The 13,296-nt window shown below is 73.5% G+C and carries 14 protein-coding genes; 7 read left to right on the forward strand and 7 right to left on the reverse strand.

Annotated features, from left to right (window positions below; genetic code table 11):
- Positions 1-109: 109 nt before the first annotated feature.
- Complete coding sequence (hutH, locus tag ABT129_RS37405; RefSeq protein ID WP_351910649.1) at positions 110-1,651, reverse strand: histidine ammonia-lyase; 1,542 nt, start codon at positions 1,649-1,651, stop codon at positions 110-112.
- A 471-nt stretch (positions 1,652-2,122) separates the two neighbouring features.
- On the opposite strand from hutH, the gene ABT129_RS37410 reads away from it, so the two are divergent.
- Positions 2,123-3,046, forward strand: coding sequence for an endonuclease/exonuclease/phosphatase family protein (locus tag ABT129_RS37410; protein WP_351910651.1), 924 nt, complete (start codon positions 2,123-2,125; stop codon positions 3,044-3,046).
- Positions 3,047-3,053: 7 nt separating this feature from the next.
- On the opposite strand, the gene ABT129_RS37415 is transcribed toward ABT129_RS37410, so the two are convergent.
- The 4 genes from ABT129_RS37415 to ABT129_RS37430 form a co-directional block, all read right to left on the reverse strand.
- Entirely contained in the window at positions 3,054-4,268 is a 1,215-nt protein-coding gene (locus tag ABT129_RS37415; RefSeq protein ID WP_351910628.1) for a GGDEF domain-containing protein, read from the reverse strand.
- A gap of 80 nt (positions 4,269-4,348) precedes the next feature.
- Positions 4,349-5,143, reverse strand: coding sequence for an enoyl-CoA hydratase/isomerase family protein (locus ABT129_RS37420; protein ID WP_351910630.1), 795 nt, complete (start codon positions 5,141-5,143; stop codon positions 4,349-4,351).
- Positions 5,144-5,206: 63 nt separating this feature from the next.
- A complete protein-coding gene (locus ABT129_RS37425; protein ID WP_351910632.1) occupies positions 5,207-6,346 on the reverse strand; it encodes an adenylate/guanylate cyclase domain-containing protein in 1,140 nt (379 codons plus the stop codon).
- Between the two features lie 169 nt (positions 6,347-6,515).
- On the reverse strand, positions 6,516-7,367 hold the full coding sequence (locus ABT129_RS37430) for a biotin--[acetyl-CoA-carboxylase] ligase (protein ID WP_351910634.1): 852 nt from the start codon (positions 7,365-7,367) through the stop codon (positions 6,516-6,518).
- A 134-nt stretch (positions 7,368-7,501) separates the two neighbouring features.
- On the opposite strand from ABT129_RS37430, the gene ABT129_RS37435 reads away from it, so the two are divergent.
- Both ABT129_RS37435 and ABT129_RS37440 read left to right on the forward strand, forming a co-directional pair.
- On the forward strand, positions 7,502-9,094 hold the full coding sequence (locus ABT129_RS37435; RefSeq protein ID WP_351910636.1) for an acyl-CoA carboxylase subunit beta: 1,593 nt from the start codon (positions 7,502-7,504) through the stop codon (positions 9,092-9,094).
- 32 nt (positions 9,095-9,126) lie between these two features.
- Positions 9,127-9,339, forward strand: coding sequence for an acyl-CoA carboxylase epsilon subunit (locus ABT129_RS37440; protein WP_351910638.1), 213 nt, complete (start codon positions 9,127-9,129; stop codon positions 9,337-9,339).
- Positions 9,340-9,438: 99 nt separating this feature from the next.
- On the opposite strand, the gene ABT129_RS37445 is transcribed toward ABT129_RS37440, so the two are convergent.
- Entirely contained in the window at positions 9,439-10,833 is a 1,395-nt protein-coding gene (locus tag ABT129_RS37445; protein ID WP_351910639.1) for an MFS transporter, read from the reverse strand.
- A gap of 37 nt (positions 10,834-10,870) precedes the next feature.
- Between ABT129_RS37445 and ABT129_RS37450 the strand changes: the two genes are divergently transcribed.
- The 3 genes from ABT129_RS37450 to ABT129_RS37460 all read left to right on the forward strand — a co-directional run bounded on the left by ABT129_RS37450 (position 10,871) and on the right by ABT129_RS37460 (position 12,384).
- Entirely contained in the window at positions 10,871-11,539 is a 669-nt protein-coding gene (locus ABT129_RS37450) for a TetR/AcrR family transcriptional regulator (protein ID WP_502982040.1), read from the forward strand.
- 71 nt (positions 11,540-11,610) lie between these two features.
- Positions 11,611-11,739, forward strand: a complete 129-nt coding sequence (gene mmpB / locus ABT129_RS37455) for a morphogenic membrane protein MmpB (protein WP_351910643.1) — start codon at positions 11,611-11,613, stop codon at positions 11,737-11,739.
- 39 nt (positions 11,740-11,778) lie between these two features.
- A complete protein-coding gene (locus ABT129_RS37460) occupies positions 11,779-12,384 on the forward strand; it encodes a nucleoside triphosphate pyrophosphatase (RefSeq protein ID WP_351910645.1) in 606 nt (201 codons plus the stop codon).
- 20 nt (positions 12,385-12,404) lie between these two features.
- Here the strand turns inward: ABT129_RS37460 and ABT129_RS37465 are convergent, their stop codons facing one another.
- A complete protein-coding gene (locus ABT129_RS37465) occupies positions 12,405-12,848 on the reverse strand; it encodes a hypothetical protein (protein ID WP_351910647.1) in 444 nt (147 codons plus the stop codon).
- A 355-nt stretch (positions 12,849-13,203) separates the two neighbouring features.
- Here ABT129_RS37465 and ABT129_RS37470 point away from each other — a divergent pair.
- Positions 13,204-13,296: biotin carboxylase N-terminal domain-containing protein (locus ABT129_RS37470; protein WP_351219746.1), on the forward strand; the 93-nt coding region annotated here is incomplete at its 3' end.

Consider the following 13,296-nt stretch of genomic DNA (forward strand, 5'->3'; position numbering starts at 1 on the left):
CCGTCCCGTCCCCGGCGGCCAGGGCGTTCCGCAGGACGGCGTGGCGCAGGGCCACGTTCCGGTCCGGCGTCGGGTCGGGCACCGGCGGCGGGGGCCCTCCTCTCCGGCCCTAGGCCAGCGGGCCGGTGACCGGCTCCACCGCGGCGAGCAGCTTCCCTTCCCGTACGAAGGTGTCGGCGGCCGCCAGGTCGGGGGCGAGGAACCGGTCCGGGCCGGGGCCCTCGACACCGGCCGCGCGCAGGGCGTCGATCGCGGCCTGCGAGGCGGGCGCCGGGGTCAGGCCCTCACGGAGCTCGACACCGCGGGTGGCGGCGTACAGCTCGACGGCGATGATCCGGTTGAGGTTGCCGATCGCGGTGCGCAGCTTGCGGGCGGCGGACCAGCCCATGGACACGTGGTCCTCCTGCATCGCGGAGGACGGGATGGAGTCGGCGGAGGCCGGGACGGCGAGCCGCTTCATCTCGCTGACCAGGGCGGCCTGCGTGTACTGGGCGATCATCAGGCCCGAGTCGACGCCGGCGTCGTCGGCGAGGAACGGCGGCAGGCCGTGCGAGCGGTTCTTGTCGAGGAGCCGGTCGGTGCGGCGCTCGGCGATGGAGCCGAGGTCGGCGGCGGCGATCGCGAGGAAGTCGAGGACGTAGGCGACGGGGGCGCCGTGGAAGTTGCCGTTGGAGCGGACCTGGCCGTCCGCGAGCACCACCGGGTTGTCGACGGCGGCGGCGAGTTCGCGCTCGGCGACGAGCCGGGCGTGGGCCATGGTGTCGCGGCCGGCGCCGGCGACCTGCGGGGCGCAGCGCACCGAGTAGGCGTCCTGGACGCGGGGGGCTTCGCCCGCCTGGGCGTGGCCGGTGAGGCCGGAGCCCTTGAGCACGGCAAGCATGTTGGCGGCGGAGGCGGCCTGGCCGGGGTGCGGGCGGATGGCGTGCAGCTCGGGTTCGAGGACCTTCTCGGTGCCAAGGAGGGCTTCGAGGGAGAGCGCGGCGGTGATGTCGGCCGACTTGTAGAGGGTGTCGAGGTCGGCGAGGGCCATGATCAGCATGCCGAGCATGCCGTCGGTGCCGTTGAGGAGGGCGAGGCCCTCCTTCTCCTTGAGTTCGACGGGCGCGATGCCGTGCGCGGCGAGCAGCTCGCCGGCGGGCCCGAGTGTGCCGTCGGGGCCCTCGGCGTCGCCCTCGCCCATGAGCGCGAGGGCGCAGTGGGAGAGCGGGGCGAGGTCGCCGGAGCAGCCGAGGGAGCCGTACTCGTGCACGACCGGGGTGATGCCGGCGTTGAGGACGTCGGCCATGGTCTGCGCGACCTCGGGGCGGACGCCGGTGTGGCCGGAGGCGACGGTCTTCAGCCGCAGGAACATCAGCGCGCGCACGACCTCGCGCTCGACGCGGGGGCCCATGCCGGCGGCGTGCGAGCGGACGATGTTGCGCTGGAGCTGGGCACGGAGCTCGTGGCCGATGTGCCGGGTGGCGAGCGCGCCGAAACCGGTCGAGACGCCGTAGACGGGCTCGGGCTTGGCGGCGAGCGCGTCGACGATGCCCCGGGCGGCGGCCAGTGCCTGTACGGCCTCGGGCGACAGCTCGACGCGGGCGCCGTGGCGGGCGACGTCGATGACGTCCTGCGGGGTCGTGCCGGACGTGCCGAGGACGACTGTCTGCATATCCATATTCAGCACCCTACGGATTGAAGACCGACCTGTCACTAGGCGATTTCGTCACCGGCCCGACGGGGCACGGACCCTTACCGGGTGCCGCAGCGCCGGGCCGGGGGTCATCGGCGGGGTGGCCGAAGATCGCCGGTGGCACCAGTCTGCCGCCCGGGGAGCCCGGAGACCCGGGAGGCGACGCCGGAGGGGGCCCACCGCTTGGCCTCCGGCGCCGGAGCGGATATCCCTGGGGGGTCGGATCGCGGGATCCGGGACGGGGGTGTCGGGGTGGAAGTGGCCAGGGGTCCGGAAGAGCCCGCGCGTACGAGGGAGGGGGACGGGGCCCCGGAGGAGGCCGGGGCCGTCCCGCCGGACAGCAACGGCGCGGATGACGAGGCCGAGGTCGTCCCGTCCGGCGGCGCCCGGCGGCGGGGGCTCGCCGGGCTCGCGCCGGCCACCGCCGTCTCCGTCGGCGTCTCCCTCGCCGTGGCCCTCCTCCTCGTCCTCCCCGGCGTCGTTCCGAACCGGCCCGGCCGGCTGGGAAGCCTGCTGGAGTCGTTCCTGCCCTGGCTCGGGCTGGCCGTCGTGCCCCTGCTCGCCGCGGCCGTGCTGCGCCGCTCCGCCGCCGCGTCGGCGGCCCTGCTCCTGCCGGTGGCGGCCTGGGCGTACGCGTTCGGCGGGCTGCTGCTCCCCGCGCCGGAGCCCGGCGCGCGCGACCTGGTCGTCGTGCAGCACAACGTCAGCGACGTGAACCCCGACCCGGCGGGGACGGCCCGCGTCCTCGCCGCCGCGGGGCCCGACCTCGTCGCGCTGGAGGAGCTCGTCCCGACCGCGCTGCCCGCCTACGAGCGGGCGCTCGCCCGGGAGTTCCCGTTCCACGAGGTCCGGGGCACGGTCGGGCTCTGGTCGAAGTACCCGCTGTCCGGCACCCGCACGGTGGACATCAGGCCCCGGGGGATCACGGAAGGGTGGAGCCGCGGGCTGCGGACCGTGGTCCGCTCCCCGCACGGCGACGTGGCGGCGTACGTCGCGCATCTGCCGTCCGTCCGCGTCGGCGCGAGGGGACTCGCCTCGGCCCGGCGCGACGAGAGCGCCGGCCTGCTTGCCGGGGCCGTCGCCGCCGAGGAGGTCGAGCGGGTGATCCTGCTGGGCGACCTGAACGGCACGGTCGACGACCGGGGTCTCGCCCCGCTGACCTCACGGCTGAACGTCCCGGCGCGGGGCTTCGCCCTCAGCTTCCCCGCGTCCTTCCCGCTGGCCCGTATCGACCAGGTCATGGCCCGCTCGGCCACCGTCGGCCGCACCCGGACCCTGCCCGCCACCGGGAGCGACCACCTCCCGGTCACCGCCCGGGTCACGCTGGACCGAGCGGCCGGGGCGCGGGACGCCTCTCCCCCGCCCCCGGCCTGACGCCACCTCAGGGGCCTTGCGGCCGACCCCCGGACGGCGGTGGCGGGTCCGCCGGCGGCGACTCCAGGGGGGACGGCTCCGCCGCGGGCCGGTCGGCCGGGGCCTGCTCCACCGGGGGCGCGTCCCTGAAGCGGCGGCGGTCGCGGGCGCCCGGAGGCGCGTCGGCGAGGCGGACGACCGTGCCGTCGCGGCCCGCCACCACCGGCTTCGAGAAGCGCGCCGCCTTGGCCTGGTACTGGGCCGCGTCGGCGAGCCGGAAGAGGCGGCGGGCCGACCTGAGGGGGCCGATGGGGTCGCCGGTGGAGGCCACCCCGCAGGCCACGCCCTCGCCGAGTTCCAGTTCCGCCGCCCGGACGCAGAGCTCCTCGGCGACGGCGACCACCTCGTCCGCCGTCGGGCCGACCGTCAGGAGGCAGAACTCGTCGCCGCCGAGGCGGGCGGCGAGGGCGCCGGGGAGCATGGCGCCGCAGCGGGAGAGGACGGAGCCGAAGCGTTCGAGGAGCCGGTCGCCGACGGCGTGGCCGTGGGTGTCGTTGACGCGCTTGAGGCCGTTGAGGTCGCAGACCATGAGGCTGACGACGGAGCCGTCGACCCGGTAGCGCTCGATGGCCTCGTCGAGGCGGGTGTCGACGGCCCGCCGGTTGGCGAGGCCGGTCAGCGGGTCGGTGAAGGCGAGCTTGCGGACCTCCTCCAGGCGTTCGGCCTGGGCGATGCCCGCCGCGACGACCGCCGCGAGGACCGTGGCGAAGTCGGCGTCCGCACGGGTGAAAGGTTTCGCCTGGGGCGGGCGGGCCACGTACAGCTCGCCCCACGCGCGTCCGTGCAGCACGATCGGGGCCACCACGCAGCAGCCCCGGCCGCGCCGGCGCAGCCCGGTCACCCGGCCCGTCGGCACCCGGTCGTCGGCGGTCTCCACCCAGGCGTCCGGCTCGCCGCCGCCCGCCCACTGCTCGTGCAGGAACTCGGTGATCTCGGGGAACTGGTGCACCGGATACGTCTCCGAGTCCGGGAACTCCTCCTCGCCCACCGCCCGGTCCCCGGCGTTCACCAGGACCTTGAGGCGGCCGTGGTCCCGCTGCCAGACGGAGAGGGCGGCGAAGGTGCCGTCGAGCCCCTCGCAGGACCCGAGCGCCGCCGCCCGCCAGAACTCGCGTGGAGTGTGCGCCGCCGCCATCCCCTGCGCCAGTGCCACTACGGCCCGCAGCCGCACGTCCTCACCCATTCCTCCAGCTTAGGGAGGTTTGATCCGTTTTCCCCTTTGAGACGTCACCGTACGTGACATGTGGTGCGGAACGGCGGGAATCACTCACCCGGCCAGTTCGGCTTCCGCTTCTCGTTGAACGCCGCCACGCCCTCCGCGCGGTCGCCCGAGAAGGCCACCGAACGCCAGGCCGCGTCCTCGACCTCCAGGCCCGCCCGCAGGTCCAGGCCCTGGCCCAGCCGCATGGCCCTCTTCGCCGCGCGCAGCCCGACCGGCGAGTTGGCCGCGATCCGCCCGGCGAGCTCCAGGGCGGCCGTCCGCGCGTCCTCCTCCAGGAGGTCCACGAGGCCCAGCTCGCGCGCCTCGGGCGCCTCCACCCGGCGCGCGGTGAAGACCAGCTCGGCGGCGCGCGCCGCGCCCACCCGGCGCGGGAGCAGCTGCGTACCGCCGCCGCCGGGGATGACGCCCACGGAGACCTCGGGGAGACCGACCACGGCGGTCGCGTCGGCGACGATGACGTCACAGGCGAGTGCCAGCTCGAAGCCGCCGCCGAGGGCGTAGCCGTGCACGGCGGCGACGGTCGGCATCGGCAGCTCCAGGACGCCGGTGTAGGCGGCGCGGGCGGTCGGCCGCTGGCGGACCAGCTCGGCGTCGGTGAAGGAGTTGCGCTCCTTGAGGTCGGCGCCGACGCAGAAGGCCCGGTCGTTCGAGGAGGTGAGCACGGTGACGCGGACGGAGGGGTCGGCGGCGAGGGCCTCGCAGGCGGCGCCGAGGGAGCGGGCCATCTCGGAGGAGACGGCGTTCATCGCCTTGGGCCGGTCGAGGACGAGCTCGGCGACGTGCCCGCTCCCGTCCTTCCGGACCACCACGAACTCACCGAAGCGCTGCTCGGACATCGCCTGCCACCCTCCCGACTCGGACCCCCGTTAACGGCTGTTAACAGGGGTGCACGGGAGATCCTAAGTGGGGCGGCGGGTCAGGAGCCAGGGTTCGACGACGCCGAGGCCGCGGACCGGGCGCTGCCACATCGGCTGCAGCGCGAAGCGGTACGTGGCGGCCTTGCGGCCCTCCTTCTCGGCCCGCGCGGCCTCCTCGGCCGCCTCGGTCTCCGAGACGGGCGCCTCGCCCGTCCTGGACAGCTCCTCCGCGAGCGCGCCGTCGACCAGGACGGCGTCCTTCGGCGCTATCGAGGTGAGGCGGCTCGCGAGGTTCACGGTGGTGCCGAAGACATCGCCCATGCGGGTGGTCACGGTGCCGAAGGCGATGCCGACGCGGAGCGCGGGCATCGTCTCGTCGTGGCTGAGGGTCTCGATCAGGCGCAGGGCGATCTCGGCGGCCGTACCGGCGTCGTCGGCGGCGTACAGCACCTCGTCGCCGAGGGTCTTGATGAGCCGGCCGCCGTGCGCGGCGACCAGGTCGGCGCAGGTCGTCTCGAAGGCCTCGACCAGCTCGCCGAGCTCCTCCTCCTCCAGGCGGCGGGTGAGCCGGGTGAAGCCGACGAGGTCCGCGAAGCCGACCGCGAGCCGCCGGTCGACCATCTCCTCGTCGTCGGCGGCCTGCACGACCCGGCCGGTGGCGGCGGCGAGCTGCCGCCGCCAGACGTAGATGAGGAACTCCTCCAGCTCGGGCAGGAGCAGCTCGACCAGCGGGTACGTGACCTCGGTGCGGGTCATGCCGGGCTCGGGCGGCTCGGTGAGGCCCTCCAGGAAGGAGTCGATCTGCCATTCGGCCAGCCGGGCGGTGGTCTGCCCGGTGGACCGGGCGACCTGGACGGCCATCGGCTCGCTGAGCAGTCCGGCCTCGACGAGACCGGCGAGCCGGCGCAGCGCGAGGACGTCGGCCTCGGTGAGCGCCTTGGCCTGGCCGATGTCGGCGAAGCCCATGGCGCGCCAGAAGCGGGAGGCCAGCTCCATGGAGACGCCGGCGGTGCGGGCGGCCTGGAACGGGGTGTAGCGGCGGTCCGCGCCGAGGATGAGCTGTTCGAGGCGGATGGCGAGGGGGTCGTCGCTCGGCTCGGCCGTGTGGTCGACCTCGTGATGGGGGGTGGGGTACGTGGGAGGCTCGGGCGCGCCGCCCTCGCTCTCGTCGTCGACGGTCACCGGCCGCCTCCTGCCCGTTCCCTGCCCACTTGCCCTGCCGATCTGTCGCCTGGATCGCGCTCCACGATACGACAGGTGTGGAATGGCTCACGCCTCGACGGCGGGCCATTTTGTCCCTCGGTCGGGGTCCCGGCCCTCCCGGGACCCCGGCCGCGGCCCTCGGAGGCCGTCAGGCGGGTGCCCGCAGGTGGACGATGTCGCCCGCGCCCACCGCTTCCTGGCCGCCGCCCTCGGTGGCCACCACGAGGCGTCCGTCGCCGTCCAGGGCGACGGCCTCGCCCTCCAGGACGCGCTCGCCGGGCAGCTCGGCCCGGACGCGGCGGCCGAGGGTCGCGCAGCCGGCCTCGTACGCCGCCTGGAGCCCGGAGGCGGCGGGGTCGCCGTCGGCCCGTACCCAGTCGCCGTACCACTCGGCGAGGGAGCGCAGGACGGCCCGCAGGAGGGTGTCGCGGTCGGTGGAGACCGCCCCGGCGAGGAGGAGGGAGCCGGCCGCGGGGACGGGGAGTTCGTCCTCGCGGAGGGTGACGTTGATGCCGAGGCCGACGACGACGCCGTCCGCTCCGGCCCGCTCGGCGAGGATGCCGCCGGTCTTGCGTTCCTCGCCGCCGACGGAAACCAGCAGGTCGTTGGGCCACTTGAGGGACAGGTCGGCCCCGGCGGCCTTCGCGAGGCCGGTCGCCGCGGCGACGCCGGTGAGCAGCGGCAGCCAGCCCCAGCGGTGGACGGGCACCTCGGGCTTGAGGAGGACGGAGAGGAAGAGTCCGGAGCGGGCGGGCGCCGTCCAGCTGCGGTCGAGGCGGCCGCGGCCCGTGGTCTGTTCCTCGGCGACGAGTACGGCGCCCTCGGGCAGCTCGTCGGCGCGGGCGGCGAGGTCGCTGTTGGTGGATCCGGTGCTGGTGACCACGTCGAGCGAGGTCCACAGGCCGTCGGGGAGGACGAGGGCGCGGCGCAGTGCGGGGGCGTTCAGCGGGGGCCGGTCGAGGTCGGACCAGGGTCCGCCGGAGCCTTGAGAGGACGTCATGCAAGCCAGACTAGGTGTGGCAAAGACCGCAGTGCCGAACCGTATCGGCGTCGATACGCTACGGCTCAGTAGCTGAGCAGTAGCCCATTCGTAGTCAACGAACCCCCCGTGACCAGGCAGGGAGCCGCATCCCGATGTCCGAGCCGGCAGAGCAGTACGAGATCGACATTCACACGACCGCAGGCAAGATCGCGGACCTCAGGCGCCGTATCGACGAGGCCACCCACGCCGGCTCGGAGCGTGCGGTGGAGAAGCAGCACGCGAAGGGCAAGCTCACCGCGCGCGAACGGATCGACCTGCTGCTCGACGAGGGGTCGTTCGTCGAGCTGGACGAGCTGGCCCGCCACCGGTCGACCAACTTCGGCCTGGAGAACAACCGGCCCTACGGAGACGGTGTCGTCACCGGCTACGGCACGGTCGACGGTCGCCCGGTGGCCGTGTTCTCGCAGGACTTCACGGTCTTCGGCGGCGCGCTCGGCGAGACGTACGGCCAGAAGATCATCAAGGTGATGGACTTCGCGCTGAAGACGGGATGCCCGGTCATCGGCATCAACGACTCCGGTGGCGCCCGCATCCAGGAGGGGGTGAGCGCGCTCGGCATGTACGGCGAGATCTTCCGCCGCAACACCCACGCCTCGGGTGTGATCCCGCAGATCTCCCTCGTGGTCGGTCCGTGCGCGGGCGGCGCGGTCTACTCCCCCGCGATCACCGACTTCACGGTGATGGTGGACCAGACCTCGCACATGTTCATCACGGGTCCCGACGTCATCAAGACGGTGACGGGCGAGGACGTGGGCTTCGAGGAGCTGGGCGGCGCCCGGACGCACAACGCGACCTCGGGCGTGGCGCACCACCTGGCGGGTGACGAGAAGGACGCCATCGAGTACGTGAAGTCCCTGCTGTCCTACCTTCCGTCGAACAACCTCTCCGAGCCGCCGGCCTTCCCGGAGGTCGCGGAGACGGAGGTGACGGACGAGGACCGCGAGCTGGACACGCTGATCCCGGACTCGGCGAACCAGCCGTACGACATGCACAGGGTCATCGAGCACGTCCTGGACGACGGCGAGTTCCTGGAGACGCAGTCGCTGTTCGCGCCGAACATCCTGACCGGTTTCGGCCGTGTCGAGGGCTTCCCGGTGGGTGTCGTCGCCAACCAGCCGATGCAGTTCGCGGGCTGCCTGGACATCGACGCGTCGGAGAAGGCCGCGCGGTTCGTCCGCACCTGCGACGCCTTCAACATCCCGGTCCTCACCTTCGTGGACGTGCCGGGCTTCCTGCCCGGCGTGGACCAGGAGTACGGCGGGATCATCCGGCGCGGCGCGAAGCTGATCTACGCGTACGCGGAGGCCACGGTCCCGCTGATCACGGTCATCACGCGGAAGGCCTTCGGCGGCGCGTACGACGTCATGGGCTCCAAGCACCTGGGCGCGGACCTGAACCTGGCGTGGCCGACGGCGCAGATCGCGGTGATGGGCGCGCAGGGCGCGGTCAACATCCTGCACCGGCGGACGATCGCCGCGGCCGACGACCAGGAGGCCGAGCGGGCGCGGCTGATGCGGGAGTACGAGGACACCCTGCTCAACCCGTACACGGCGGCCGAGCGCGGGTACATCGACGGTGTGGTCATGCCGTCGGACACGCGCCCGCAGATCGTGAAGGGGCTGCGTCAGCTCCGTACGAAGCGGGAATCACTGCCTCCGAAGAAGCACGGCAACATCCCGCTGTAGATCTCCCCGGACCGGACCTTCAAGGAGCCGTCATGATCAAGGTCGTACGAGGAAACCCGACCCCGGAGGAGTTGGCCGCCGCACTGGCGGTGGTTCAGGCACGGGCCGCGGCGACGGCGGCGGCGTCCGCCCGGTCCGGCGGCCCGGCGGTCCCGGAGGGCTGGTCGGACCCGTCCCGCATCGCGCGGACGGTACGGCAGAGTCCCGGCCCCCGGGCCTGGGCCAGGTCGTACTGGCCGGTGTAGGCGTCGCACGCCGAGAGGCCGGACCCCGTGTGCGGGGGGTCCGGCCTCTCGGCGTCTCCGGGTGCGGCCCGTCCGGTACGCGGCCGGGCGCGGCACCCGTCACGTTCGGCGCAGGAAGAGGCCGGCCAGGACGGCTCCGGCGGCGACGATCGCGGCGTTGACGAGGACGGCGAGGCCGATGCCGTCGAGGAGCACGGGCGCGGTGACGACGACGGCGCTCATGATCGGCGTGCCCATGGTGATGCCGATCTGCTGGGTCATGGTGGCGAGCCCGGTGGCCGTGCCCTGGTCGCGGTCGGGGATGCCGGAGGTGGCGGTGACCATGAAGCCGACGATCGCGAGCATGTTGCCGACGCCGCCCGCGAAGGTCGCCGCGAGGAGCAGCCAGAGGCTGCCGGGGCCTTCGCCGAGTCCGTACAGGGAGAGCGTCGCGACGGCCTGGAGGAGGCCTCCGGAGACGAGGGCCGCGCGGGCGCCGAAGCGGCCGATGAAGCGGGAGGCGAACACCCCGCCGAGGACGGTGCCGGCGCCGAGGACGCCGAAGGAGAGGCCGGCGGCGAGCGGGGAGAAGTCGAGGACGTCCTGGAGGTAGAGCGTCATCAGGAAGACCAGCGAGGTCTCGGTGACGAAGGCGACGAGCCCGGCGACGTTGCCCCAGACGACGGTGCGGCGCCTCAGGACGTGGAGCGGGACGAGGGGGGCGGCGGCCCGGCGCTCGACGAGGACGAACGCGGCGAGGAGTACGGCGCCGACGGCGAGGGCGGTGAGCGCGGTGGGGTCGGTCCAGCCGTGCTCGCCGCTGACGGTCAGGCCGTAGACGAGGGCGAGGAGTCCGCCGGTGACGGTGATCGCGCCGGGGACGTCGAGGCGGGGCCGGACGGCCGGGCGGCTCTCGGTGAGGACGGCCGGGGCGACGAGGAGGACGGCGAGGGCCACCGGCACGTTGACGAGGAACGCCCAGCGCCAGGAGAGCAGGTCGGTGAGGACGCCGCCGAGGATCGCGCCGGTGGTGAAGCCCGCGGACATCAGGGCGCCGTTGAGACCGAGCGCGCGGGCGCGCAGCGGGCCCTCGGGGAAGGAGGCGGTGAGAAGGGAGAGGCCGGCGGGGGTGACGGCGGCGGTGGCGAGGCCCTGGGCGACGCGGGCGGCCATCAGCATCTCGGGGCCGGTGGCGAGGCCGCCGACGAGGGAGGAGACGCCGAGGAGCGCCATGCCGCCGAGGAAGAGGCGGCGGCGGCCGACGAGGTCGGCGACGCGCCCGAAGAGGAGGGTGAAGCCGGCGGCGGCGAGGGCGAAGGCGGTGGCGATCCACTGGAGGCCGCCGAGGGTGAAGCCGAGTCCCTGGCCGATGACGGGGAGGGCGACGTTCAGGATCGAGAAGTCGACGGCCAGCATGAACTGGGCGAGGAGGAGGACGACGAGGACGAGCCGCATCCGGCCCGTCATGCGGGGGTCCGTCTGCTCCACGGGTGTGGGGTGATCCAGGGCAACCATGCGTACGACCCCTTAATGGGAGACCAGTTCCGTTAAGATGTCCCGTACCGTAGCAGAGTCGACGGCCTTAATGGAACAGGAGACCCATTTGACTGAGAGCCAGCCGGCCTCGCCCGGCACCGTCCGCCCCGGCGGGCGCACCGCGAAGGTCCGCAGGGCCGTCCTCGACGCCACCCAGGAGGCCCTCGCCGACTCCGGCTTCCACGCCCTGAACATGGACCGGATCGCCGCGGAGGCCGGCGTCGGCAAGACCACCGTCTACCGCCGCTGGGGCTCCCCCGTCGGCCTGGTCACCGACCTCCTGCACGACATGGCCGAGCAGTCCCTGCCCGCCTCCGACACCGGCAGCCTCGCGGGCGACCTGCGGGCCAACGCCGAACTCGTACGGGCCACCCTCACCGACCCCCGCATGGGCGCCGTCTTCCGCGCGGTCATCGCCGCGGCCGCCTGCGACGAGGAGTGCGCCCGCGCGCTCGCCGACTTCTACCGGACCCGGCTCGGCGAATGGGCCCCCGTCGTCGCCAAGGGCGCGGCCCGCGGCGAGATCCCGGCGGAGACCGACCCCGTCGAACTGCTCCGGGCCGTCTCCGCGCCCCTCTACTACCGCTTCACGATCACCCGCGAGGAGCTCACCGGGGCCGTCGCGGAACGGGCCGTCACGGCCGCCCTCGCGGCGGCGCGGGACGGCGCCTTCCTCCGCGAATAGTCCTTCGGCACCGGGGCGGCTGAGTATCCGTACTCAGGCGCCCCGCCCGCCCCACCCGCAGGATCGGAGGCATGCTGTGGTCCGACCCGAAGAATCAGCCGCCGAAGTTCATGCGCGAGATGCAGGCGATGCTCCGCCGTGCGGGCGTGCTGCTGGCCCTGGCGATGGTGGTGGCCATGTTCGTGGTCAGCGCACGCTAGACGCCCCTCCCGGGGCCCGGCACTGACTACGCTGATCCCATGACTGCTGATCCGCGCCGTGTCGTGCTCGCCTCCGCCTCCCCCGCCCGCCTCGGACTGCTCCGCCAGGCCGGGCTCGCCCCCGAGGTGATCGTGAGCGGGGTCGACGAGGACAAGGTGCACGCCCCGACCCCGGCCGAGCTGGCGCTGACCCTCGCGGAGGCGAAGGCCGCCCATGTGGCCGCCCGGCCGGAGGTGTTCGGCGCCCTGGTCATCGGCTGCGACTCCGTCCTGGAGCTCGACAAGCAGGCCCTCGGCAAGCCGGCCGACGCCGAGGAGGCCACCGCCCGCTGGAAGGCGATGCGCGGCCGGGTCGGCATCCTCCAGACGGGGCACTGCGTCTACGACACCGCCGCCAAGCGCTTCGAGTCGGCGACGGCCTCCACCGTGGTCCGCTTCGGCGAGCCGACGGACGAGGAGATCGCGGCGTACGTGGCGAGCGGCGAACCGCTGCACGTGGCGGGCGCGTTCACCCTGGACGGCCGCTCGGCGCCGTTCATCGACGGCATCGACGGCGACCCGGGCAATGTGATCGGCCTGTCCCTGCCGCTGCTGCGGACGCTGCTCGCGAAGCTGGACGTGCGGATCACCGACCTCTGGGTCTGAGACCCGGGGGCCGGTCGCGGCTACGCGGGCGCCGGTGCCTCCTCGCGGAGTTCGGCGCCCTTGCCGTACGCCACCAGCGTGAGCACGATCAGGCCGAGCACGAGCACCATGAAGGCGAACGCGCCCCAGCCGATCAGGCCGACGGTGACCGCGCCGAGGATGCCGTGCACGACCGCGCAGCCGATGAGCAGGCCCCGGCCGGCCCGGCCGGGCCGGCGGTCACGGATGCCCGCGACGAGCGCGACGAGGCCGCAGAGGACGAGGGCGACGCCGGAGGCGATGCCGAGCGCCCAGGTGCCGGTGTACATCGCGTCGGGGTCCATGCCGTCGAGCGACATCGACTGGGCCTTCACGAACCGTGCCATCACGGCGTTGATCACGACGATCCCGGGCGCTTCGAGGAACAGCACCGCCGCCGTCACGAGAGCTATCGGTCTGCGGGCCACCTCGGCCACCCCCTGCATTCGCCTGTTACCGACAGTACGTTCGACAGCGCGAAGGCTACTGGCCGGTAAACCCCTGGACAAGGGCATGGACACGACCGGTGACGGCGGACGGCTCGGCAAAGAATCATGGGGCCATTCGTAGGGACCCCACAAAGAAACCCGAATGGCGACTGGCCGCGACAACAGAGACCTGCGCCACACCTCGGAGCTACTGTGCCGTAAAGGAACCCTGCGTACCGTGGTGCGACAAGGGAATTCACGACCCGAGCAGGCCCGGGGTCACGCTCCGTGTGGGCAAGCTCACCACTGGGGACGGGTCGAAAGGCCGTGTCGGCAGTCCCTAAACTCAGCTTGTTTCAAGGAGGGAGCCATCGTGCGCAAGGTGCTCATCGCCAACCGTGGCGAAATCGCTGTCCGTGTGGCCCGGGCGTGCCGGGACGCGGGTATCGGCAGCGTGGCCGTGTAC

This window comes from Streptomyces sp. NPDC002057, assembly GCF_040296665.1.
GTDB lineage: Bacteria > Actinomycetota > Actinomycetes > Streptomycetales > Streptomycetaceae > Streptomyces.